This is a genomic window from Cobetia sp. Ld8, from assembly GCF_045066615.1.
GTDB classification, from domain to species: domain Bacteria; phylum Pseudomonadota; class Gammaproteobacteria; order Pseudomonadales; family Halomonadaceae; genus Cobetia; species Cobetia amphilecti.
Genome location: NZ_JBISHF010000007.1, coordinates 392,514 through 415,466, shown reverse-complemented (window position 1 = coordinate 415,466; position 22,953 = coordinate 392,514). Strand labels below are relative to the sequence as shown.

The following is a 22,953-nucleotide window of genomic DNA, read 5'->3' as shown; positions in this document are numbered from 1 at the left end:
GGGGGGCTTTCTCCATTCTCTTGATACCTTTCTGCATAACCGCAATACTCTTACGCGAATCCTCAGCGTCATTACCCTGAGCCAAGTATCTATTCATACCGAGGTGGACAGCATCACTTTCGTTTCGTTGATCATTATCACGTACCAAGTACTTTATAAAGACTCTGATCGCCTTCGTGATCCGCGTACGCCGTGATCGCGCCACCCGCGCCATCCCGGCGCCGGCGCCACTTACCCAGCGCTGAACCGCCATGGCGTGAGAGACGCCGCAGCGCGTACTGATGCGATGCAGGACAACGCAATCTGTCCAACGCGATCTATCCAAAACAACGGCCCTGCCCTCGAATGAGGTGCAGGGCCGTGTCACGTCTGATGAACACCTTTTTTCGCTACCCGCCTCGAACGACACGTCTTGCGCCTTCGCCGCATTGACAGTCCATCAGCACACACTGATAGGCTGAAATGACTGGCAGAACGCTGGATTTTCAGCGCTTCATGCTGGCAAGACATCAAACATCCACAAGCCTTGCTGGCGTTTGTATTGCTGACAAGGCCATGCGGACATCGCCATTGCGCTCAGGCATGTGCCGAGTGCCATCCGATGCAAGGTGAAGCAAATGCATTGCCATGCGGAAGATCGTCTTGCCCAGCGCCTGCCTCAAGTCGTCACCCAACAATCACAATGACGTAGACAGGTAATGACATGTCCCCGACTTCCCAGCAGGATCATGGGCAGCAGAACGCTGCTCACCCGCCCAATGACGCCTCACACGCAGCGCCTGACTCCCCTTCGCTGACATTCCGCTTCGGTGCCTGGGGCGCCGCCATCCCGTTGATCTTCTTTGTCGTCTGGGCAATCACGACCAGCGTGCTGGGGCTGTCCTCTGAAATCGGCCTGGTCATGGGGGCTCTGTTCGGGCTGACCCTCGGTCTGTTCTTCTGCACCAGTCGCTGGGAGGACTATGCCAACGGGCTGTTCGATGGGCTGACGCAGCCCATCGGGGTGGTCGCCATCGTCGCCTGGTTCTATGCCGGGATGTTCGCTCAGGTTCTGCAGGTCGGGGGACTGGTCGAAGGGCTTGTCTGGCTGGGCGGCATCTCGGACATGACCGGCGGCTGGTTCGTCGGGCTCACCTTCCTGCTCGCAGCCGTGTTCTCGACCGCTGTCGGTACTGGTTACGGCACCACGGTCGCCTTCTGCACGCTGATGTATCCGGCCGGCATCGCGGTGGGCGGTGACCCCACCCTGCTGTTTGCCGCAATTCTGTCCGGTGCCATCTTCGGCGATAACCTGGCCCCGGTGTCGGACACCACCATCGTCTCCGCCACGACCCAGGGCGCGGATGTCCCCGGCGTGGTGAAAAGCCGCTTCAAGTACTCGATTGCGGCAGCCTTGCCGGCACTGGCGCTGTTCGTGATCTTCGGCGGCAGCGAGCAAGGCGGCATCACCGACCCCGCGGCGGTTCAATCGATGCAGGAGGCCGCCGATCCAGCGGGCCTGATCATGCTGGCGCCCTTTGCACTGGTACTGATACTGGCACTGCGTGGACAGCACCTGCTGACCTCTCTGACCTGGGGCATCCTGCTCGCCATTCCTGTCATGCTGATCGCCGGCACCGGCAGCCTGCCACAGATCATCGCCTTCGATGCCGAGGCCGATGGCGTCATGACTGGCGCATTGGTTCGCGGCGTCGAAGGTTACGTCAACATGGGCATCCTGATCCTGCTGATCGTCGGTGCCGCCCACCTGATGACCCTCGGCGGCACCATGGAGCATGTCACGCGCCTGCTGATGCGCTGGATCAAGCAATCGATGCGCCGCGCCGAAGTGGCCATCTGGGGCATCGTGGCGCTGCTCAACAGCGCGATCACCATCAATACCGCCGCCGAGATCGCGGCCGCGCCCTTCGTGCGTGCGCTGGGCACCCGCTACCGCATCCATCGCTATCGCCGCGCCAACATGCTGGACGCCGTGACCTCTGCGCTGGGCTACATCTTCCCTTGGGGTGCACCGGTACTGCTGGGCTGGTCGACGATCCAGTCCATGCAGGGCACCTATGATTGGCTGCCCTCCGTCTCGCCGACCGCCGTCTTCCCGTTTGTCTTCCAGGGCTGGTTCCTCGTGGCCATCATGCTGCTGGCCGCCGTCACCAGCTGGGGGCTGACCTTTGAAGACGAGGATGGCAACGAACTCAAGGAGCGTCCGGCCAGCTGAGCGCACGATCCGCACCACACCGCTGACAGACCCCGACTACGCTGAAAGCCTGTGCCATCACGTTTCCCGCAGGCGTTCAGCGTCCATCGGAAGCGAACAGGACCACGACAGACAGGAGCGACGCATGCCAGCCAGTTTCCACGACCACCTCAGCCGTCAGATCAATGAGCTGCATGAAGAAGGTCTCTACAAGCAGGAGCGCGAGATCACCTCGCCCCAGCGTGCCAGCCTGCGGGTCGCGGGCTGTGATGAACGCGAGGGGCGAGGGTCGGAGGTGATCAACTTCTGCGCCAACAACTATCTGGGCCTGGCCGATAGCCCCGAGCTGATTGCCGCCGCGCAACAGGCGCTGGAGCGTGACGGCTTCGGCATGGCCTCGGTGCGCTTCATTTGCGGCACTCATCATCAGCATCGCGTGCTGGAAAAACGCCTCGCAGCCTTTCTCGGCATGGACGATGCCATCCTCTATTCCTCGTGTTTCGACGCCAATGGCGGCCTGTTCGAGACACTCTTCGGCCCTGAAGACGCCATCATTTCCGATGCGCTCAATCACGCCTCCATCATCGATGGCGTGCGTCTGAGCAAGGCAAGCCGCTATCGCTATGCCAACAATGACATGCGCGAACTCGAGGCCCGTCTCAAGGAGGCGGACGCCGCCGGTGCACGCTTCAAGTTGATCGCCACCGACGGTGTCTTCTCGATGGATGGCGTGATCGCCAACCTCAAGGGCATCTGCGAGCTCGCCAGACGCTACGATGCGCTGGTGATGGTGGATGACTCCCACGCCACCGGCTTCGTGGGGGCCAACGGGCGTGGCAGCCACGAATACCATGACGTGATGGACCAGATCGACATCATCACCACCACCTTCGGCAAGGCACTGGGCGGGGCCTCGGGCGGCGTGACGGCCGCGCGCGGGCCCATCGTCGAGTGGCTGCGTCAGCGCTCGCGCCCCTATCTGTTCTCCAACTCGCTGGCACCGCCCATCGTGGCGGCGACCCTCAAGGCGCTGGACAAGGTCGAGGACAGCGCCGAGGCGCGCCACCAACTGTGGGAGAACGTCGAACGCTTCCGTCGTGGCATGCAGGAGGCCGGCTTCACCCTCGCGGGTGCCGGTCACGCCATCATTCCGGTGATGATCGGCGATGCACGCCTGGCGGGCGACTTCGCCAATCGCCTGCTGGAGGCCGGCATCTACGTGATCGGGTTTTCCTACCCGGTGGTGCCCAAGGGACAGGCGCGCATTCGTACCCAGATCTCGGCGGCGCATACTCCGGAGCAGATCGAGACGGCCATTGCCGCCTTCACGCGCATCGGCCGCGAGATGGGCGTGATCAAGTCCACGGCGGGAGGTGATGCATGAAGGCGCTGGCCAAGCTCAAGGCCGAACCCGGCATCTGGATGACCGAGACGGCCGTGCCGGAAATCGGCCACAACGATGTGCTGATCAAGATCCGCAAGACCGCGATCTGCGGCACGGACATGCACATCTATCAATGGGATGAGTGGTCGCAGGCGACCGTGCCGGTACCGATGGTCACCGGTCATGAGTATGCGGGGGAGATCGTCGCGCTGGGCAGCGAGGTGCGCGGCTACGAGATCGGCGACCGTGTCTCGGGCGAAGGGCACATCACCTGTGGCCATTGCCGCAACTGCCGCGCGGGGCGTCGCCATCTGTGTCGCAATACCGAGGGCGTGGGCGTCAACCGCCCCGGCGCCTTCGCCGAATATCTCGCCCTGCCCGCCTACAACCTCTTCAAGCTGCCGGATGAGATCAGCGATGACCTGGCGGCCATCTTCGACCCCTTCGGCAATGCCGTGCATACGGCGCTGGCGTTCGATGTGGTCGGCGAAGATGTGTTGATCACCGGCGCCGGGCCCATCGGCATCATGGCGGCAGCGGTCATCCGCCATATCGGGGCTCGCCACGTGGTGATCACCGACGTGAATGACTATCGACTGGCACTGGCCGAGCAGATGGGCGCGACCCGCACCGTCAATGTCAGCCGCGAATCCCTGCAGGAGGTGATGGCGGAGCTCGACATGCATGAAGGCTTCGATGTGGTACTGGAAATGTCCGGCGTGCCTTCCGCCGTCGAGCAGATGCTCGATGTCATCAATCATGGCGGCAAGATCGCCATGCTGGGCATTCCGCCCGGCGAGATGGCCATCGACTGGACCAAGGTCATATTCAAGGGCCTCACCATCAAGGGCATCTATGGCCGCGAGATGTTCGAGACCTGGTACAAGATGGCCAGCCTGATCCAGTCAGGGCTGGATCTCTCGCCCATCATCACCCATCGCCTGGGCGTCGCAGACTTCCAGCAAGGCTTCGAGATCATGGGCTCCGGTCAGTCGGGCAAGGTGGTGCTCGACTGGGGCTGAGGGCGCTTGCGCGATTCAGTCTCCACGCAAGTCAGTCGCCGGCGCGCGCGGCAACAGCCCGAAGGCCTCACCCATGCCGGGGGCGGCAAGGCGCTCGAGGAACCATTTGAGCGCCTTGCCCTGACGGCCACTGCGCCAGGCGAGCGAGAGATCGATCGGCGCGCGCGCCGTCTCCAGCTGCAGCAGTGCCAGACTGCCCTCCTCCAGATGACGATGGATTCGATGCCGCGGCAGATAGCCAACTCCCAGCCCCTTGCGCTGGACCTCGATCTTCTGCGCCGTGGTCTTGACGATGATCTGGCTGCGGCCATCCAGCAAGCCGGAAGAATGACCGGGCAGACTGCGCGAACTGTCCGCCACGATCACGGTGGGATACTCCTGCAGCGCCTCGATGGCAATCGGCTGCGCCAGCCGGGTCAGCGGATGATCTGCCGCCACGGCGAAGACCGGTTCTATTGCGCCGAACCGCCGGCACGCAAGACCCGATACCGGTGGCTCGCCGGGCGCGCCGATCACCAGATCACAGCGATTGTCATGCAACGCATCCCAGGCACCCGCCATCACCTCCTCGCTCAATACCACCCGCGTGCGCGGCTGGATGGCCTGGAACTCCTCCAACAGCGGATAGAGCGCCTCTGGATCAAGAATGGTATCGACGCAGATACGCAGTTCGACCTCCCAGCCCGCTCCCGCCTGACGCGCCAGCGCCGTCATCTCCTCGGTGGCCAGCAGAATGCGCCGCCCATGCGCCAGCACCAGGTGACCCGCATCGGTCAGCTCGGCCTTGCGCCGCGAGCGATCGAACAGCGGCACGCCCAGCTCTTCCTCCAGCTTCTGGACCGAATAGGAAATCGCCGAGGGCACGCGATGCAATGTCTCGGCGGCCGCGGCGAAACTGCCCCGCCGCTCGATGGCATCCAGCACGCGCAGGGCGTCGAGTGTGATGGGTGAGACCATGATTCAAAAATTCTGATCATTGAGACCAGAATCCTCCGTTATTTTTTTGATAGGCCTCATTCTATAGTAGCTCCATCGATCAAACACACTGATCTGAAAGACCTCACATCCCCTGATCAATGGAGCCACACATGTTCAAGTCCGCCCTCTCTCGCCTGATGACCACCGACTCCAGCCTCGCAAGCTTGGTGCTACGGGTCCCGACCGGCATCATCTTCATGGCCCACGGTTCACAGAAACTGTTCGGCGCCTTCGGCGGCTACGGTCTGGAAGGCACCGGTCAGTGGATGGCCTCCATCGGTATCGAGCCGGGCTACCTGATGGCGCTGCTATCCGGTAGCGGCGAGTTCTTCGGCGGACTGGCGATCCTGATCGGCCTGCTGACACGTCCGGCGGCTGCCGTGCTGGCCTTCACCATGCTGATCGCCATCCTGACCGTGCATATCGGCAATGGTCTGTTCGCGAGCAACAATGGCTACGAATACGCGCTGGCACTGCTGACCATCGCGGCGAGCCTGGCGATCACCGGCGGCGGCAAGCTGTCACTCGACCGTCTGCTGAGCCCGGCCAGGCACGATTCATGAGCCTGCTGAAGGCTGGCTATTCATCACTCAATGCGCGCCCGCACAGTCTCAGGAGGTTGCCATGCTCACATTACGTCCCGGCAATGAGCGCGGCCATGCCAGGTTCGCCTGGCTGGAGAGCCGCCACAGTTTCTCCTTCGCCAGCTACTACGACCCGGCTCACATGGGCGTCTCCGTGCTGCGCGTGATCAACGATGACCGCGTGGCGCCGGGCGCGGGCTTCGATCCGCACTCGCACAGTGACATGGAAATCATCAGCTATGTACTGTCAGGCAGCATCGAGCACCGCGACAGCATGGGCTCACGGCATACCCTGGGGGTGGGCGAAGTCCAGCTGATGAGTGCCGGGACGGGCATCGAGCACAGTGAGTACAACGCCTCGTCCCGCGAGCCGCTGCGCTTTCTTCAGATCTGGATCACGCCACAGGCCAAGGGGCTGCCGCCGCGCTATCAGCAGCAGCCCTTCGCCGCCCGCGAGGGTCTCACCCTGTTGATCGCACCACCGGCGCAAGCCGCGCCTGGGGTGCTGGCCATCAATCAGGATGCCCGGATGTATCGCATCGCCCTGCAGGGAGATGACGAGCAGCGCGCAGCACTGGAACTGCCACTGGACACCGAGCGCCGCTACTATCTGCACGTGATCGACGGGTCCACGCGCTTGAGCGGGGACGATGCGCAAAGTGTCTCGCTGGTCGCAGGCGACGCCGTGACGCTGGATCAGGTATCACGGCTCGCGCTGAGCGAGGCCCACCGCCTGCATGCCCTGCTGTTCGACCTGCCCGCCTGAGCCGTTGATGCTGACCAATTCCTGATGGCCAAAAAAGACGCCGCCTCCTTGCCCAATCGATACGGGTGAGGAAGCGGCGTCTTTCTGTCTGTCATTGCCAGCACGCAGCGGCTCACAAAGCGCTCCACAGAACGACACACGGAGCGATTCCCGAAGTGACTCACGGAGCGAACCATGGAACGACGCAACCCGTACAAAGTCACATGGTAGAGTAAGGCCTGCAGCGCAGGATATGAGGCTGGCAGCCATTGCCGACACCTTCAGATGACGGAGACAGCGCCATGACGAATGAGACCATCATCGCCGCCGAGCCGCCTGAGACACTCAGGCTGCCAGCACCGGATCCGCTAGCGCAGACAGGCGATGGCAGCCGTCCACACCAGGAGGCCCTCGACGCCCATGCCGAGGACTACTCGGAGGCCGGCTTCTGGCGCAAGGTGAGCGGCGCTGCCAGAAAGGCCGGCAAGCGCGTGCTCAATCCCGCATTCCGCATGTATTTCGCCGCCCAGGACCCCGACACGCCTCTCTGGGCGCGCACCACCATCTATGGGGCGCTGGGCTATTTCATCTCGCCCATCGATGGTCTGCCCGATTTCACGCCGCTGCTTGGCTACACCGATGACCTGACGCTGATGGCAGGCGCCGTCGCCATCGTCGCCGCACATATCAAGCCGGAACATTCCGCGCGCGCGGAGACGACACTCAAGCGCTGGTTCGATTGAGCTGGCGCCTCTTGCATGTCTTCACATATACAAATGCAACAATATTCAACAAAAGTTAACAATAGTTGAAAGGCGTTGTCAGGCCCGTGTTTAGCCTTGTGACATGCGCATGTTACGGTGAGCGACAACTTCGCCACGCCCGAGAATTCGTCATATGCCCGTCACTCGAATGCCCATGCCATTGATGAAACTCGCTAGCGCGGGCATTGCCCTCATGGTGATGGCCGGCTGTGTGTCGCGCGCGCAGATCGATGTCCCGAAGGTCACACCGGTGGAGGCGCAGGCCTACCAGCACAAGGTGTTCTATTCCGACGTCTATTACAGCCAGCCACAGGCCAACCTGTTTTCCGGTGCTGCCCAACAGGCCATGCAACCACTGGGCAACATCAAGCTGTCGCGCATCTGTTCACCGGCGATGACCCACTTCAATCAATTGCTGCGTGAGCAACTGCCCGCCTCTTCGCGCATCACCCATGATGCACGTGCCAGCGACTACCGCCTGCAGGTGGAAATCCAGGCCCATGAGAATCGTGGCCCTGTCTATCTTGATTACCTGATCGCCCAGAACCTGACCAAGAATCTGCTGACCTTCGGTGTCGCCAATGAAGATTTCGATATCATTGCCGATTTCGATGTCCAGTATCGTCTGTACGACAAGAACGAGCAGTTGCTGTTCAGCAAGGATTACGCCGTTCAGGACTCCGTGCCGCACCAGGCAGGCAACTTCGACTTCGGAGATCGCATCTTCCTGCCGGCCCAGAACATGATGAAGAAGTACCTGCTGTTGACGATGAATGACTTCTTCGTCAACGCCAGTCGCCCGAGCCCAGAACTTGCCGCCGTGCTCAGCGATAGCTGACAGCGAGGCAGATCCAGCACGCACTGGCAACACTCGACTTCATACACGTCACAACACGACAACGCCTCGCCAGCCATGCTGACGAGGCGTTGTCGTGTTTCAGGGCCCTTCATCCCTTCACTATTACCCTGGAGACTCGCGCATCGTGTACCTCGCGGCATTGCATTCATCACGATCACAAGCAGAGTGAAGGCGCTGGTTCAGAGCTCAAAAGGCTTCATCTATTTGCCTGTTCCGCCTGATTCGACTGCGAATCTTTCGGCCTGGCCTTGCGCAGCCCGAGCGGCATGCGCAGCAGCACATCCGGGCGATTCTGCGCCAGGCTCAGCACCGTGATCGCGAGCAGAATCAGCGCCATGCCGCCTATCTGCATGGCACTCAGCCCCTGCCCCAGAATCAATAGGCCGTACAGAGTGGCGGTGATCGGCTCGATCATGGCGACGATGGAGGCGACCGAGGGCAAGCTATGCCGCAGCCCGAAGACATAGCAATAGAAGGACAGGCCACCGCCCACCAGCCCGAACAGGATGAAGACCCACCACTCATCGGCGAAGGGCACCGCAATCGCCTGCCCCATGTCCGTGAACGGCACCATGATCAAGGTGCTCAAGCCCAACGCAATAGCCAGGATGCCCGGCACACTGCCATGCCGCGAAGCGGACTTGAAGGCGAAGATGAACACGGCGTAAGACACGCCCGCCAACAAGCCAAAGACGATACCTGACGTAGTGACAGAAGCAGAACCGGATTGCAGCACACCTGTCAGCAATACGATGCCGATCATCACCACCACGATCGATGCCAACTTGGTCGGCGTCGGCTTCTCGACTCGTGCCAGGAAAGAGGCGATATAGACAAAGATGGGTGCGCTATACATCAGCGTGGCAGCCACTGCGACACTGCTTTCATTGACACTCTTGAAATAGAACATGAAGTTACCAGCGACCCCTAACCCCGCCAGCAATGACCACACCAACAGACCGCGCGTGGAGTCGGCCGGGCGCTTGTGATACCCCAGTAGAAACATCCAGCCCAACATGCAGATGAACCCTATCAGGGCGCGCCATATCGAAATGACTTCGGTCTGCCAGCCCCACGACATCAACTGGCTCCCCAGCCCACCGGTAATCCCCCACTGGAAGGCTGCCAGAATGACCAACAACGTGCCCCATTGTGCCATGCGCTCTCCATAGACGTGATTGATTGAGGAAAGACAGCGTATCAAGACACGGCCGGAGCCTGTAAATATACACAGCCGGCTTATTTGTACTTTCTTTTATTTAAATGGTATCCAATTGTTATCCTCAATCAGCCAACGAAAGATAAACTTGAAAACCTGTCGCCAATGCATGACAGACATGACGACTACAAGTGACTTGCCACTGAATCGAGCGCGACTTCTTGAATAATCCAGGGATATATCCTTGCCTGAATAGGTCTCCACTTCGCCCATCATCTCGAGACAATGACGACCACCAGAAAGAGGGGATTCCCGCGAGCCAGCAAGACGTGAGCCCGCTCTCCTGGCGCGCATGACAACCCGCTTTTTGTTCGCCATTCCTCCTTCTATTGGGGCGCTTGGGGCACGTGGAGCGCGTGACATGCAGATGTCATTGGCCGCACGCCCTTCCTGTCACGCTCAGAAAGCAGACGCCTCTCACCCGGTAAACTGCCGCCTTTTAGTCTAATAAACTGGCCTGCTGCGCGTGATGAGTGGGCTGCGACACCTCACAGAGGCATTGACTATCAATGAGTTGGCGCAAATAAACCTCGTGATCATCACTGGTAATACCAGATGACCTCAAGTAGCAGAAACAAATGGACTCTCTTACCTTGAGCTAGCGTCAGGTGCGACATAACAACGCACCCACCCAACAACAAAGACTTATAAAACGACGTTCGCCACGCAACATAGGGCGCCACGCAACATAGGGAGAGTGCTGCACATGAATCAGTCGCTATTGGCACTATTGGCCTTCGTGCCATTGCTGCTCGCCGGGGTGCTGTTGATCGGCTTTCGCATGGCCGCCCGCCTCGCCATGCCCATCGTTTTCGTGGTCACTGCGCTGATCGCCCTGCTGGCCTGGGACATGACCTTCACTCGTGTCCTGGCCTCATCACTCCAAGGGCTGATACTGACGATCGCGATCCTGTGGATCATCTTCGGCGCCCTGCTGCTGCTCAATACCCTCAAGCATTCCGGCGGCATTGCCGCGATACGCAACGGCTTCTCCGGCATCAGCCCGGACCGCCGCGTGCAGGCCATCATCGTCGCCTGGCTGTTCGGCTGCTTCATCGAAGGTGCTTCCGGCTTCGGCACCCCTGCCGCCGTCGCCGCCCCCTTGATGGTGGCGCTGGGCTTCCCGGCACTGGCCGCGGTCGTGGTGGGCATGATGGTGCAATCGACGCCAGTCTCCTTCGGTGCGGTCGGCACGCCTATCGTGGTCGGGGTCTCCGGTGGCCTCGACAAGGCCGGTGTCAGCGAGACACTGGCCGCGAATGGCTCGAGCTGGGAGGCCTACTTCCAGCTGGTGACCTCTGAGGTCGCCATCACCCACGGCATCATCGGGATCTGCATGCCGTTGATCATGGTCGCGGTGATGGTGCGCTTCTTCGGCGCCAATCGCTCCTGGCGTGAAGGGCTGGAAGTCGCGCCCTTCGCGCTGTTCGCCGGTGTCTGCTTCGTGGTGCCTTACGTACTGGCCGGCATGCTGCTGGGGCCGGAATTCCCGTCGATGATCGGCGCAATGGTGGGGCTCGCCATCGTGGTACCCGCGGCGCGCAAGGGCTTCCTGCTGCCCAGCAGAACCTGGGACTTCCCGAACGCTGACAGCTGGCCCGCGGAGTGGATCGGCAAGCTGGACATGACACTTGAGCCCGTCGAGGGCCGCAAGCCGCTCTCGGTCGGCATGGGGTGGTTGCCGTATGTGCTGCTCGCGGTGTTGCTGGTGATGTCGCGCGTCATCGCGCCGATCAAGGAGGCGCTGACCTCATGGAGCTTCGGCTGGAGCGGCATTCTCGGGGAGGCTGACATCTCTGGCAGTCTGCAGCCCTTGTACCTGCCCGGCGGTATCCTGGTGGTCGTGGTACTGCTGACCATCGTGCTGCACCGCATGCGAATGCGAGACGTCAGTGCTGCCGTCAGCGAGTCCAGCCGTACCATCCTCGGCGCAGGCTTCGTGCTGCTGTTCACGATTCCGATGGTGCGCATCCTGATCAACTCCGGCGTCAACGAGGCGGATCTGGTGTCGATGCCGGTGGCGATGGCGCAGTTCATCGCCGATAGCGTGGGCGATATCTATCCGCTGTTCGCGCCGAGTGTCGGTGCCCTCGGGGCCTTCATCGCCGGCTCCAACACCGTCTCCAACCTGATGCTGGCCGATTTCCAGTTCAACGTCGCCCAGGCTCTGGGCATCTCCAGCGCCATGATGGTCGCCCTCCAGGCGGTCGGCGCGGCTGCCGGCAACATGATCGCCATCCACAACGTGGTAGCCGCCTCGGCCACCGTCGGCCTCCTGGGTCGCGAAGGCGTCACGCTTCGCAAGACGATCCTGCCGACGCTCTACTACGTGATCTTCGCTGGCATCATCGGCATGATCGCCTTCCATGGCCTGGGCGTGATCGACGGCTTGATGAGCTGACAACACGCCTCGTATCACTCTGGCAAACGACAGCAGGCCCGCATTGTGTGCGGGCCTGCTGTCGTGTGGAGATCATCAACAGAATATTGAATGTGTTTACTCCAGGGGCCTGTTTATCAACAAGGCACGGCGCAATAAATTGCCCAACATCGCCGAAACGGCAGCCTCATGTCGCAAGTTTCTGGAGCAGACACCCCATGACCCATTCTGTATTGCACCCTACCCGACTACAGCAGACCCGGTTGCAGCAGGCCCGCGAGCTCGAACTTCCTTCCCGCGAGGCCATGCTGCGGCGCGCCCCCTCCGTCCAGCAATTCTGGGACAGCCATCGTCAGCTGCTGAGTGACGCCTGGCGTGAATGGGAAGCCGTCGAGCAAGACAAACTCGCCATCCTCGATAGTGGATTGATCGACGAGGCGCTGCGCACTGCCGTCAAGCAGGCGTGGGAAAATCCCGAGCGCGAGACGGACGTCAAGGCGCTGATGACAGAAGTCGCCACTGACGTCTATCAGTTCCAGCTCTTCGATGTCGAGCGCATTGCTGATCTGCGCAACATGCTGGAACAGGCATGGGACGCCGGTATTCCGCTGCGTCCGCCCTACGGCATCGTGCTCAATCGACGCGGCGCCATGCTCGACCGTCGCTCAGAGGGCTATCTGGCGGCACCGGGTTTCCAGGCGTTCTATCAGCAACTGCTGGACACCTACATGCGCCCGATCTCGCGGCTGCTGTTCCCGGAAATCATCGGCTACGACAGCCAGTCCTTCGGCTTCTCGATCCATTATCAGCCCACCACGGACGCCTCGATTCGGCCGCATACCGACGCCTCGTCCGTGACCCTCAACATCAACATGAACCTGCCCGACGAGACCTTCGAGGGCTCTGAACTGGACGTTCTGGACGCCGCTAGCGGAGACGCAGTGCGCTTCTCGTTCACGCCCGGCTCGGCCATGCTGCATCGCGGTAATGTGCCGCATGCCGCGCAGCCGATCACCAGCGGCCAGCGCTCCAACCTGGTGCTGTGGCTGTATGGTGAGCGAGGCCAGATACCGCCACAGGGCGCGCAACGCCGGGCGATACCTGCCAGAGACCGCTGGGTCGCCTCGAGCGCCGAACAGGATGATTTCGCACCGTTCTGATGGCTAGCAATGCTCTACTGGTAAACATTAGTGAGCAAAAACGACAAAGGGGGCCTTTGATAGGCCCCCTTTGTCGTTGTCATGCGATCGATAACGCCGCTCAATTATCCGTTCATGACCACCTGATCATGGCGTCGCCTGCCATGAAGGGAAAGCCGAGCAGGTCACGAAGGGTCGCGGCATCCGGCGAGAGAGTCAGCCAGCTCACGGCCGCGATATTGAGCAGTACCGCGCCCCAGAACACGAACTGATAACTTGTCTTGCGCGTCTTGTGACGCAGGCTTTGCTGGGCGATCAGCGCGCCCGGCCATCCACACAGCAGCTCCATGAAGTGCAGGGTGCTCTCGGCCACGCGCCACTCACCCTGTGCGGCCGCTTGCTTGTCGACTCGATAGGCCAGATACGCCACCAGACTCATGCCCAGATACGCTGCAGGCACCATCCACGGCAGACGCCCTTGCTGCCATCCCACCCCGAGAACGACCGCGACGACCAACGCCATCAGCCACGCGAACATGACACCAGCGGACGTACTGGAAGCTCCGGCCCCATGGGTGCGAAAGCGGATGGCACGTGGGCGGTTGTTGTCATCCATGCCCAACTGATAGTGCACCTGCACGCTGGCCTTGGGTCGCCCGCGCCCCTGGTAGGCGCTGATATGGGCAAAGACATCCTTGCCACCCGACGCCGGGGTGATGAAGCCGAAGCCCTTGTCATCGTTCCAGCGCGTCAATCGTCCTTGAAGGTTCATCGTCTCATCTCTTCCCGGTCCGGCCCTTAGCCGATGAAGGTGCCCGTGGCGTTGCGGCCGCCCTTGCCACTGGAGCCACCATCGCCGTTGTCGTCATCATCTCTTTCATCTTTTTCATCTCTTTCAACTCTGTCACCCCTGCCATCCTTGCGCTCACGCTCGGTCTCCCGCTCGTCACGCTGATCGCCCCAAGGGTCCTGATCCTGAGAGCGAGCGCCGCCTTGTTCATGATCGCGGATATCGGCAGCAGAGGCCTTTTGCGAATTGGCGTACACGGCGAGCGCATCATCGGGATTGCGCGCCGAGACCTGGGCCTGCTCTTGATAGCCCTGGGTTTCCAGCAGGCTCGCGTACCACAGGTTGCCCTTGAGGCTGATGGTCAAGTTGAGGCCCAGGAACAGGATATTGGAGATCAGCTGCCCTCCCTGCGTCGCCGGAATGAAGACCGAGCTGAGCACGATGAAGCCGAACAGACTGGCCGCCAGCAGCCACATGCGCTTGTAGAGCGCCCAGAACAGGCCGAAGAAGAACGCCGGCCACGACCAGCCGATCTTGACGGCACGCGTCCCGTGCTCGGGATGCGTCAGAATACGAAATGAAGCCATCGTGAAAATCCTTGTCTGTGATGCCGAGCGGGCAACAAGCTGCGACAAGCTCGGATAAATGACACACGCTTCGTACTATACCGCCAGCCACTTGTCAGGACCATGAACTGACCTATCGCTATCTCACTGATTCTCCTCAAGCTTGTCAGCCGCGCCGAGTCATTCATGTCCAGTCATTCGCACCGAGCCATTCACACCAAGCCATTCACACCAAGCCATTCACACCAAGCCATTCACACCAAGCCATTCGCGCCCGATGACGCAGCTCAAAGCGTCTGGATGACCAGCGGCTGATCATTGGTCGGATAGGCACAGCACATCAGCACCTGTCCCTGAGCCACGCCGGCCTGTGGCGGCTCGGGATACTTGACCTCACCCTCGACCAGTCGCAATGCGCAGCTGCCACAGCGCCCGGCACGGCAACTGGACAGGGTATTCACGCCTGACTGCTCGGCCAGCTCAAGCAGACTGCCCTGTGCGGGTGTCCACTGTCGTGTGATTCCCACGTCGCTGGCCGATGGCTGCCCGGGTGCCACGCGAGGCATGAAGGTGACCCGAGTACGCTCCGGCAAGCTCGCCTGGAAGTCTGCCGATAGCGCAACCGAGGTAGCCTCCACATCCTTCAGCGAACCACGCCCGAAGAATTCGTGATGCAGTTGCTCCCGCGGTAACCCCAGCGCCAGCAAGGCGGCATATTGCACGCGCATGAAGCCCTCGGAACCACATAGATAGACATGGCTGGAAGCAAGCTCCGGCAGGCTGGCCGCCAGACTCATCAGCTCCAATCTGCCCACAGATTGATGCCGCCCGGCCACGAGATCCGCCGCACTCGGGCGCGACAAGGCGATATGCAGATGCAGCCACGCATGGGCGCGCGACCAGCGCTCCAGCGTGTCGAGAAATGCCAGCTCACGCCCATTACGCGCAGCATGCAGGAAGACCACTTCGCCGAGCGGCGGATGCCCCGCGTCTGCCTGCTGTACCAAGGCCTCCAGCATGGCGATCATCGGCGTGATGCCGACGCCGGATGACAGCAGCACGCGAGGTGCGGGCGAGTCCTGCAACACGAAATCCCCCGCCGGGGGTGTCGCTTCCAGCACATCGCCCACCGCGAATTCATCATGCAACAGGCGTGAGGCAAGTCCCTTGGGGGCGCGGCGTACCGAGATGCGATAGGCACTCTGCCCCGCCCGCCAGGCCTGCGAAATGCTGTAGCTACGCATCACCGCGATCTCGCCGCAGGACAAGGGCTTGCGTGGCGTGGAGGCCAGACGCAGGGTCAGAAACTGGCCGGGGTGATAGGCGTCGATTTCTGCCGGTTCGCGCTCCAGCCCCGCTAGCGGCCATGGCGCCAGATAAAAGGAGGTGATCGAGTCACTTTCGCGCACCTTGTCGATGACGCGCAAACGACGCAAGGGTACGGGCGCCTCGTCAGGGGCCGGCCAGTCACCTGTCTGCTCAAGCGAGGGCGAGAGTTCGATCAGACGCCCCTGCGCCGGCAAGGCATGCTCGACATGCAGTACCTGCTCCGGCACCACATCCACGATGCGCTCGGCGCCCGCAACCAGCGCTGCCCGCTGGGGGTTCCAGTCGACCCGGGCATGCCCCTTGAGCACCAACGCCTCGCCCGTGATGAAGTCGGGAATCAACAGGCTGACGCGGGAATCCAGCTCGATATTGCCCAGGGTGTTGAAGAAGCGATTGCCGGCAAAATCGGGAAACGACAGGCTGCCATCGGCATTCAGGTGCAGAAAGCCTGGCCTGCCGCCACGATGCGAGACATCCACGCCGTTGGGCGCAGCATCGTCCAGCTCACCTGCGCCGGTCGCGATGAAGAAGGTGTCCGCCTGGGCCAGCAAGGCGCGCGCCTCTTCATCGTTCCATGTCGCCTCGTCATTGAGTGCCACCTCGCGGCTGACCAGCGCTTTCGCCTGCTCGGCAGCCCAGTCGATCTCACGTTGCTGGATGTATTGCGGACAGTTGCCGAAGCTCTGATCGACCCCGATCCGCAGCCCATCGGGCCGCATGCCCGCCACCGCTTCAGGGGCAAGCAGGGTGCCATTCAGGCGATTGCGCCGCCGACTGGCCAGATCCAGCCCCAGCACGCCGACCCTGGTACCGGGAGTGAAATCCAGCCCCAGCAATTTCCCCAGCGCCGGTCGTGCATGCACCTGCAGCTCACCGGGCGTGGCATTGCAAAGCTGCCCGGGCGGCGCAAGGCTCACCACCGCCCACGGCCAGCCGTCGCTGTCAGGCACGCCCATGAACAGCACCGGCAGACTCGCGAAGAACGCGACATGCTGCTCAGGCATCCGGTCGCGCACGTAGGGGGCGACCTGCTCGAGATAATTCTCCGGCACGCCTGCGCGAGCCTGGACACGTCGCTCACCTGCATGAAACACCTGCCGATGCTCATTCATGGACAAACCCTCAGACTGACGGTGGAGCTCAGGCCAGTACCGTGCTCGTCGCCATGCCCACGAAGCCCGGCTCGGCTTCGATACGCGCAAGCCAGCCACGAATGGCGGGATAAGGACTCAGGCTGACACCCCCCTCCGGGGCATGCGCGATGTAGCTGTAACCCGCGATGTCGGCCAACGTCAGGCGCTCCTCCACCAGGTATTGCCGCTGATCCAGATGGGACTCCATGACGGCGAACAGGGCATGCGCGCGGGCGATGGCCTGCTCGTGGTCAAAGGGGGCACCGAAGACGGTCACCAGACGTGCCGTGCAGGGGCCAGCGGCAATCTCGCCGGCCGCGACCGAGAGCCAGCGTTGCACTTGGGCCGCTGCCAGGGCGTCTCCGGGCATGAAGCGTCGTTCGCCGTCATAGCGCTGGGCCAGATAGACGAGGATGGCGTTGGAATCACTCAGGAAGACGCCATTGTCCTCGATGGCCGGCACCTGCCCGAACGGACTGATCCTGAGGAAGTCAGGCGCCTTGTGCGCGCCGTTGGCCATGTCGAGGTCCACCGTCTCATAGGGAATGTCCAGCAGCGCCAGCATCAGCTCGACGCGGTGACAGTGGCCGGACTTCGGATTGCGGAACAGACGGATGGGCGCTGACGCGGCAGCAAGGCGTGAGTTCATGATTCACCTGACAATGTGAGGAAAAGCAAAGAGGAAAGAGCCGAGAGCGGCAAAGCGCAGTGCGCTGCAGGAAACGTGGCTGGCGATGAAGACTCAGAAGCCGAAATCGCTCAACCCGGGGTGGTCATCCGGTCGGCGCCCCAATGGCCAATGGAACTTGCGCTCGCTCTGCGCGATGGGGTGTTCATTGATGCTGGCGTGGCGATGGGTCATCAGCCCCTGCTCATCAAACTGCCAGTTCTCATTGCCGTAGGCGCGAAACCACTGGCCGCTGTCATTGCGATATTCATAGGCGTAACGTACGGCGATCCGATTCCCGGCGCTGGCCCACAGCTCCTTGATCAGGCGATAGTCGAGCTCGCTTGCCCACTTGCGGGTCAGGAAGGCCACCACCTCATCACGGCCGGTCACGAATTCGGCGCGATTGCGCCAGCGGGTGTCCGGCGAATACGCCAGCGCTACCTTCTCGGGGTCACGGCTGTTCCAGCCATCTTCGGCAAGACGCACCTTGCGTGCCGCAGTGTCTGGCGTGAACGGTGGCAAGGGATGGCGGGGGAGATTGGCTGACATGAAAGAGGCTCCAGCGGTTGGGGTGATCAAACACATCCCCACACTACTCTCCTCATCTGGCTGCTAGAATCCTCAGCAGACACAATTGATCATTCCAGATAATGACAATAATCGACACCAATGGGAGCCACAGATGGACCGACTGCAGACACTGGAGGTCTTCGTGGCCGTGGCGGACGCCGAAAGCTTCGCGGCAGGCAGCCGGGCGCTGGGCATGAGCGCCCCCTCGGTGACACGCGGCATCAATGCCCTGGAAGCCCGCCTGGGCGCACGTCTGTTCACGCGCACCACACGTCGCGTGCGCCTGACCGAGATCGGTGAGCGGTATCTGGCGGATGCAAGGCGCATCCTGGCGGAGCTTCAGGCAGCGGAGGATGGTGTCAGCGGCGCCGCGACACGCCCCACTGGCGTATTGCGCATCACCTGTCCCACCGAATTCGGCCGTCTCCATGTGATGCCACTGCTGATGGAATACCTCGATCGCTACCCCGAGATGGGCGCCGAGGTGGTCATGGTGGACCGCGTGGTCAACATGATCGAGGAAGGCTTCGATATCGCCGTGCGTATCGGTTCCCTGCCCTCCTCGGGGCTTTCGGCACTGAGAGTCGGCAGCGTGCGGCGCGTGGTGTGTGGCTCACCGAGCTATTTCGCCCGCGAGGGCACGCCGGACTCGCTGGAGGCCTTGGCCGGACAGCGCATCGTTGCCTCGAGTAACTTAAATGCCAGCAAGGAGTGGCGCTTCGGCCACGCAGGAGAACACGCCATACGAGTGAGCCCCCGGCTAACGATGAGCAGCATTGCCGCCTGCATCGAGGCGGCCCGCAGTGGTTGGGGCATCACCCGCGTGCTGTCCTATCAGGTCGGCGAGGATCTCGCCGCGGGTCGCCTGCAGGCCGTACTGGAGGAGCTGGAGCCCCCGCCGCTGCCGATCCACCTGTTGCACAGCGAGGGGCGCGGCGCGGTGGCCAAGGTACGTACCTTCCTGGATTTTGCCGCCGAACGCCTGCGTGCCAATTCTGTACTGAATCCCTCACCATCAGCGCGATTGACCGACTGAGTCCCCCTCCAACGGGCTGAAGGCTGTCATGTCCTGTTGCAACAGGCTCGACAGGCGACTGGCGCCATCGCTCAACTGACGGCCCAGGCGGCTGATCAACTGCACATGCGGCGTGACGAACTGGGCTTCCTGCAGTGGAATTCGACACAGGCGGCCGGCGGCGACCTCCTCGGAGACCACGAATTCCGGCAGCAGCGTCACTCCGCCATGCAGCGCGAATTGCTTGAGCATGGCGAGGGCGTTGCAGGTCAGGGTCGGGCTCAGCATCACTCCGGCCTGATGTTCGGCCTGGGCCACGATCTGGCGGATGCCGAATGACACCTCCGGCAGGGCCAGGGAGTGATTGGCCAGCGCCGCCAGCGACAGCGGCTCGGCCTTGCCTGCCGCCCGCCTTGAGCCTTCCTGAGCCCCGAACTGTCGAGCCAAGGCATGCTGTGGATTGACCACCGCACACACCGGCTGCGGCCGCGAGACATGCGTGCGAATCTTCGGATCACGAGTCGGGTGAAACACCAGCCCCAGATGCGCCTCGTCCTCGACCACCTGACGGATCACTTCATTGGTCCCGCACAGATTCACCTTGAGTTCGATACCCGGATAGCGCGCGGAGAAACGACTCAATGGCCCCGCCAGCCCCTCGATGAAGCCCTCACCGATCGCCAGCACCAGCGAGCCGCTCTGCAGCCCCTTCAATGACTGCAACGACTCGAGCAGAACCTCCTGCTGCGCCAGACGCTGCCGGTAATACTCCAGCACCCGCTCGCCCGCCTCCGTCGGCTTGACCCCGCGGCGATGGCGCTCAAGCAGCGGCATGCCCAGCTCATGCTCCAGCTGGGTGATCTGTCGACTGACCGCGGAAGGCGCCACATTCAGGAAATCCGCCGCCGCACGCACGCTCCCGAGTCTTGCCGCCTCATGGAAGTGACTGATACGTCGATCCTGCACCAGACTCATCACGCCCCCAGCATTGCCTTGAAGGCAACATTAAAGTGAATTCGGGATTATTGCTGGAACACAGAAGCGCTGTCCATACTCGAGTCACCGGGTGCTACTCCCCTCTCACCACGACAGGAATCACACAATGACAACAACCGTCGGTGTCATCGGACTGGGCAACATGGGCGGCGGCATGGCCGCGACTCTCGCCCGCCATGACTTCCCCGTCATCGGGTTCGATCTCTCACAGGCTGCGCGTGACAAGGCGGCTGCGGCAGGCGTCACGCCGGTCGACTCCCTCACCGAGCTGCTCGAGAAAGTTGATGTGGTGATCCTCTCGCTGCCCAAGGCTGAGCATGTCGAACGCCTGTGTCTGGGCGGCGAAGATGCGCCAGTCAGCGATGGAGCAGACGACCACCAGGCCGAAAGCCTGCTGGCCCTGGCCAGGCCGGGGCTGATCGTGATCGACACCACCACCTCGACTCCCGAGACCAGCCGCAAGGTGGCGGCGGCGCTGGCGACGCGCGGTATCGACTTCATCGACGCCCCGGTGTCCGGCGGCCCCAAGGGCGCCGCGAGCGGCAGCATGTCGATGGTGATCGGCGCCGAGGATGAGGTGCTGGCACGCGCCATGCCGGTGCTGGAGGCCATGAGCGGCAGCAGAGTGCACGTCGGTCGCTGCGGGGCGGGCAATGTGGCCAAGATCGCCAACAACATGCTGGCTGCCTGCCATCTGATCAGCACGGCGGAAGCCGTTGCCATGGCCGCCAGAGCGGGCGTCTCTCCTGAGAAGTTGCTGGAAGGCGTGAATGCGGGTTCCGGGCGCAGTGGCGCGAGCCAGGTGATGTTCCCCAACTGGGTGATCAACAAGGCCTACGATTCCGGCTTCACCATGGGCCTGATGCGCAAGGATGTCGGGCTGGCCAGTGATCTGGCGCAACAGCTCGGGATGGAGCTGCCCCTCGCCAACGCCGTCGCCCAGCTCTGGAATGAAAGCCGCGCGACGCTGGATGACAGCGAGGATTTCTGCGCCATCGTGCAACGCACTGACCCGACCCTCTTCGGCCACGGAGCATAAGCCATGCTGACCCACGACATGACCCCGGCATTCTCGACTACTCAGCGTATCGCTGAACTAATGCAGGCGTTTCAGGACAGCAGTCAATCTCATGACGACACTCTTGTCGTCAGCAGCCTGATCGGTGGCGAGTTCATCAAAGGTCGCGGTGAGAGCATCGAGGTGCGCAACGCCCAGGATGACAGCCTGATGCTGTCCTTCCCGGATGCCGACATCTCTCAGGTCGCGCTTGCCAATGCCGCCAGCCGCGAGGCCCAGCAGCAATGGGCTGCCCTGACTGCCCAGGCTCGCGGGCGCGTCATCTACCGCATAGGCAGCCTGATCCGTGAGCAGGCCGACACCCTGGCCGAACTGGAGGCGTTGAGCGCCAACAAGCCGATTCGCGATGCGCGGGTCGAGGTAGCCAAGGTCGCTGAGATGTTCGAGTACTACGCGGGCTGGGCCGACAAGCTGCACGGCGAGGTGATTCCGGTCCCGACCTCGCACCTCAACTACGTCACCTACGAGCCGCTGGGCACCGTGCTGCAGATCACGCCATGGAATGCCCCCATCTTCACCGCCGGCTGGCAGATCGCCCCGGCCATCACCGCCGGCAATGCGGTGATTCTCAAGCCCTCGGAGCTGACGGCGCTGTCCTCGCTGGCGCTGGGCGTGTTGATCGAGCGCGCCGGTGTGCCGCGCGGGCTGGTCAATGTCATCGCCGGCTACGGCCATAGCATCGGCCGGGCGCTGATCGCCGAGGGCGACATCCGCAAGGTGGTGTTCGTCGGCTCGCCCGCCACCGGCCGCCACATCGCCACCGCCGCGGCGCAGCGCTGCATCCCCTGCGTGCTGGAGCTGGGCGGCAAGTCCGCCAACATCGTGTTCGAGGATGCCGATCTCGAGGTGGCCCTGCGCGGCGCCCAAGCGGCCATCTTCTCCGGCGCTGGCCAGAGCTGCGTGTCCGGCTCACGCCTGCTGGTGCAGGCCTCGATCTTCGACAAGTTCACCACTGCGCTGGCCGAGGCCGCCACGCAATTCACCCTCGGTGACCCGCAGGACCCTAACACCCAGATCGGCCCGATCAACAACGCGAAGCAATACCAGCATGTGAAGTCGATGCTTGCCGGCGCCATCGAGGACGGCGCGCGTCTCGCCGATGGCTCAGCAGAGCCCATTCCAGACACCGGCGGCTATCATGTCGCGCCGACGGTACTGCTGGGCGACAACGCCATGGCCTGCGCGCAGGAAGAGATCTTCGGCCCGGTCGTGGTCGCCATTCCCTTCGAGGAGGAAGCCGACGCCATCCGTATCGCCAACGACAGTCGCTTCGGGCTGGCCGGCGCCGTCTGGACGCGCGACGTCGGCCGCGCCCACCGCGTGGCACGCCAGGTGCGTGCCGGCACCTTCTGGGTCAATGGCTACAAGACCATTCACGTCAGCTCGCCCTTCGGTGGCTACGGCGAGAGTGGCTATGGCCGCTCCTCAGGGCTGGATGCGCTGCGCGAATACAGCGAAGTGAAGAGCGTGTGGGTCGAGACGGCAGCCGAGCCCGCCGCCAGCTTCGGCTATGGGGCGAGTCTGGAGTAGCGAGATGT

At 62.3% G+C, this 22,953-nt stretch carries 20 protein-coding genes; 12 read left to right on the top strand and 8 right to left on the bottom strand.

Annotated features, from left to right (window positions below; translation table 11 throughout):
- The first annotated feature begins 703 nt into the window (after positions 1–703).
- The 3 genes from ACJJV2_RS06680 (at position 704) to tdh (ending at position 4,600) form a co-directional block, all read left to right on the top strand.
- Complete coding sequence (locus ACJJV2_RS06680) at positions 704–2,215, top strand: Na+/H+ antiporter NhaC family protein (RefSeq protein WP_405279223.1); 1,512 nt, start codon at positions 704–706, stop codon at positions 2,213–2,215.
- Positions 2,216–2,339: 124 nt separating this feature from the next.
- On the top strand, positions 2,340–3,578 hold the full coding sequence (locus tag ACJJV2_RS06675; RefSeq protein ID WP_405279221.1) for a glycine C-acetyltransferase: 1,239 nt from the start codon (positions 2,340–2,342) through the stop codon (positions 3,576–3,578).
- Complete coding sequence (gene tdh, locus ACJJV2_RS06670; protein ID WP_192839259.1) at positions 3,575–4,600, top strand: L-threonine 3-dehydrogenase; 1,026 nt, start codon at positions 3,575–3,577, stop codon at positions 4,598–4,600. The genes ACJJV2_RS06675 and tdh overlap by 4 nt, the downstream gene beginning before the upstream one ends.
- Before the next feature lie 15 nt (positions 4,601–4,615).
- Here tdh and ACJJV2_RS06665 read toward each other — a convergent pair whose 3' ends face one another.
- On the bottom strand, positions 4,616–5,557 hold the full coding sequence (locus ACJJV2_RS06665; RefSeq protein ID WP_405279218.1) for a LysR substrate-binding domain-containing protein: 942 nt from the start codon (positions 5,555–5,557) through the stop codon (positions 4,616–4,618).
- Positions 5,558–5,688: 131 nt separating this feature from the next.
- Between ACJJV2_RS06665 and ACJJV2_RS06660 the strand changes: the two genes are divergently transcribed.
- The 4 genes from ACJJV2_RS06660 to ACJJV2_RS06645 all read left to right on the top strand — a co-directional run bounded on the left by ACJJV2_RS06660 (position 5,689) and on the right by ACJJV2_RS06645 (position 8,509).
- Positions 5,689–6,141 carry a DoxX family protein gene (locus ACJJV2_RS06660; RefSeq protein WP_054557158.1) on the top strand — a complete coding sequence of 151 codons (453 nt, stop codon included), beginning with the start codon at positions 5,689–5,691 and terminating at the stop codon, positions 6,139–6,141.
- 61 nt (positions 6,142–6,202) lie between these two features.
- The gene (locus tag ACJJV2_RS06655; RefSeq protein ID WP_405279214.1) at positions 6,203–6,928 is read left to right on the top strand and encodes a pirin family protein; all 726 of its coding nucleotides are present in this window, start codon (positions 6,203–6,205) and stop codon (positions 6,926–6,928) included.
- A gap of 281 nt (positions 6,929–7,209) precedes the next feature.
- Entirely contained in the window at positions 7,210–7,650 is a 441-nt protein-coding gene (locus ACJJV2_RS06650; protein WP_192839264.1) for a YkvA family protein, read from the top strand.
- 175 nt (positions 7,651–7,825) lie between these two features.
- Positions 7,826–8,509 (top strand): hypothetical protein, encoded by a 684-nt coding sequence (locus ACJJV2_RS06645; protein WP_288987208.1) that lies wholly within the window; start codon positions 7,826–7,828, stop codon positions 8,507–8,509.
- 217 nt (positions 8,510–8,726) lie between these two features.
- On the opposite strand, the gene ACJJV2_RS06640 is transcribed toward ACJJV2_RS06645, so the two are convergent.
- Positions 8,727–9,689, bottom strand: coding sequence for a DMT family transporter (locus ACJJV2_RS06640; RefSeq protein WP_405279210.1), 963 nt, complete (start codon positions 9,687–9,689; stop codon positions 8,727–8,729).
- 766 nt (positions 9,690–10,455) lie between these two features.
- Here ACJJV2_RS06640 and ACJJV2_RS06635 point away from each other — a divergent pair.
- Positions 10,456–12,150 (top strand): L-lactate permease, encoded by a 1,695-nt coding sequence (locus ACJJV2_RS06635; RefSeq protein WP_405279208.1) that lies wholly within the window; start codon positions 10,456–10,458, stop codon positions 12,148–12,150.
- A 197-nt stretch (positions 12,151–12,347) separates the two neighbouring features.
- Positions 12,348–13,289: a 2OG-Fe(II) oxygenase gene (locus tag ACJJV2_RS06630; protein ID WP_405279205.1), complete on the top strand. Its 942-nt coding sequence runs from the start codon at positions 12,348–12,350 to the stop codon at positions 13,287–13,289.
- A gap of 112 nt (positions 13,290–13,401) precedes the next feature.
- Here the strand turns inward: ACJJV2_RS06630 and ACJJV2_RS06625 are convergent, their stop codons facing one another.
- The 5 genes from ACJJV2_RS06625 to ACJJV2_RS06605 all read right to left on the bottom strand — a co-directional run bounded on the left by ACJJV2_RS06625 (position 13,402) and on the right by ACJJV2_RS06605 (position 18,305).
- Positions 13,402–14,040, bottom strand: a complete 639-nt coding sequence (locus tag ACJJV2_RS06625; RefSeq protein WP_405279203.1) for a DUF1294 domain-containing protein — start codon at positions 14,038–14,040, stop codon at positions 13,402–13,404.
- A gap of 26 nt (positions 14,041–14,066) precedes the next feature.
- Positions 14,067–14,645: a DUF2628 domain-containing protein gene (locus tag ACJJV2_RS06620; protein WP_405279200.1), complete on the bottom strand. Its 579-nt coding sequence runs from the start codon at positions 14,643–14,645 to the stop codon at positions 14,067–14,069.
- A gap of 266 nt (positions 14,646–14,911) precedes the next feature.
- Entirely contained in the window at positions 14,912–17,065 is a 2,154-nt protein-coding gene (locus ACJJV2_RS06615) for a pyridoxamine 5'-phosphate oxidase family protein (RefSeq protein ID WP_405279197.1), read from the bottom strand.
- 28 nt (positions 17,066–17,093) lie between these two features.
- Complete coding sequence (locus ACJJV2_RS06610; RefSeq protein ID WP_405279194.1) at positions 17,094–17,735, bottom strand: glutathione S-transferase family protein; 642 nt, start codon at positions 17,733–17,735, stop codon at positions 17,094–17,096.
- A 93-nt stretch (positions 17,736–17,828) separates the two neighbouring features.
- On the bottom strand, positions 17,829–18,305 hold the full coding sequence (locus tag ACJJV2_RS06605; protein ID WP_405279191.1) for a DUF1348 family protein: 477 nt from the start codon (positions 18,303–18,305) through the stop codon (positions 17,829–17,831).
- 133 nt (positions 18,306–18,438) lie between these two features.
- On the opposite strand from ACJJV2_RS06605, the gene ACJJV2_RS06600 reads away from it, so the two are divergent.
- Complete coding sequence (locus tag ACJJV2_RS06600; RefSeq protein WP_405279188.1) at positions 18,439–19,362, top strand: LysR substrate-binding domain-containing protein; 924 nt, start codon at positions 18,439–18,441, stop codon at positions 19,360–19,362.
- On the opposite strand, the gene ACJJV2_RS06595 is transcribed toward ACJJV2_RS06600, so the two are convergent.
- Positions 19,342–20,316, bottom strand: coding sequence for a LysR family transcriptional regulator (locus ACJJV2_RS06595; RefSeq protein WP_405279185.1), 975 nt, complete (start codon positions 20,314–20,316; stop codon positions 19,342–19,344). The genes ACJJV2_RS06600 and ACJJV2_RS06595 overlap by 21 nt on opposite strands.
- 127 nt (positions 20,317–20,443) lie before the next feature.
- Between ACJJV2_RS06595 and ACJJV2_RS06590 the strand changes: the two genes are divergently transcribed.
- Positions 20,444–21,376: an NAD(P)-dependent oxidoreductase gene (locus ACJJV2_RS06590; protein ID WP_405279182.1), complete on the top strand. Its 933-nt coding sequence runs from the start codon at positions 20,444–20,446 to the stop codon at positions 21,374–21,376.
- A gap of 3 nt (positions 21,377–21,379) precedes the next feature.
- Positions 21,380–22,945 (top strand): aldehyde dehydrogenase family protein, encoded by a 1,566-nt coding sequence (locus tag ACJJV2_RS06585; protein ID WP_405279179.1) that lies wholly within the window; start codon positions 21,380–21,382, stop codon positions 22,943–22,945.
- Positions 22,946–22,953: the final 8 nt, after the last annotated feature.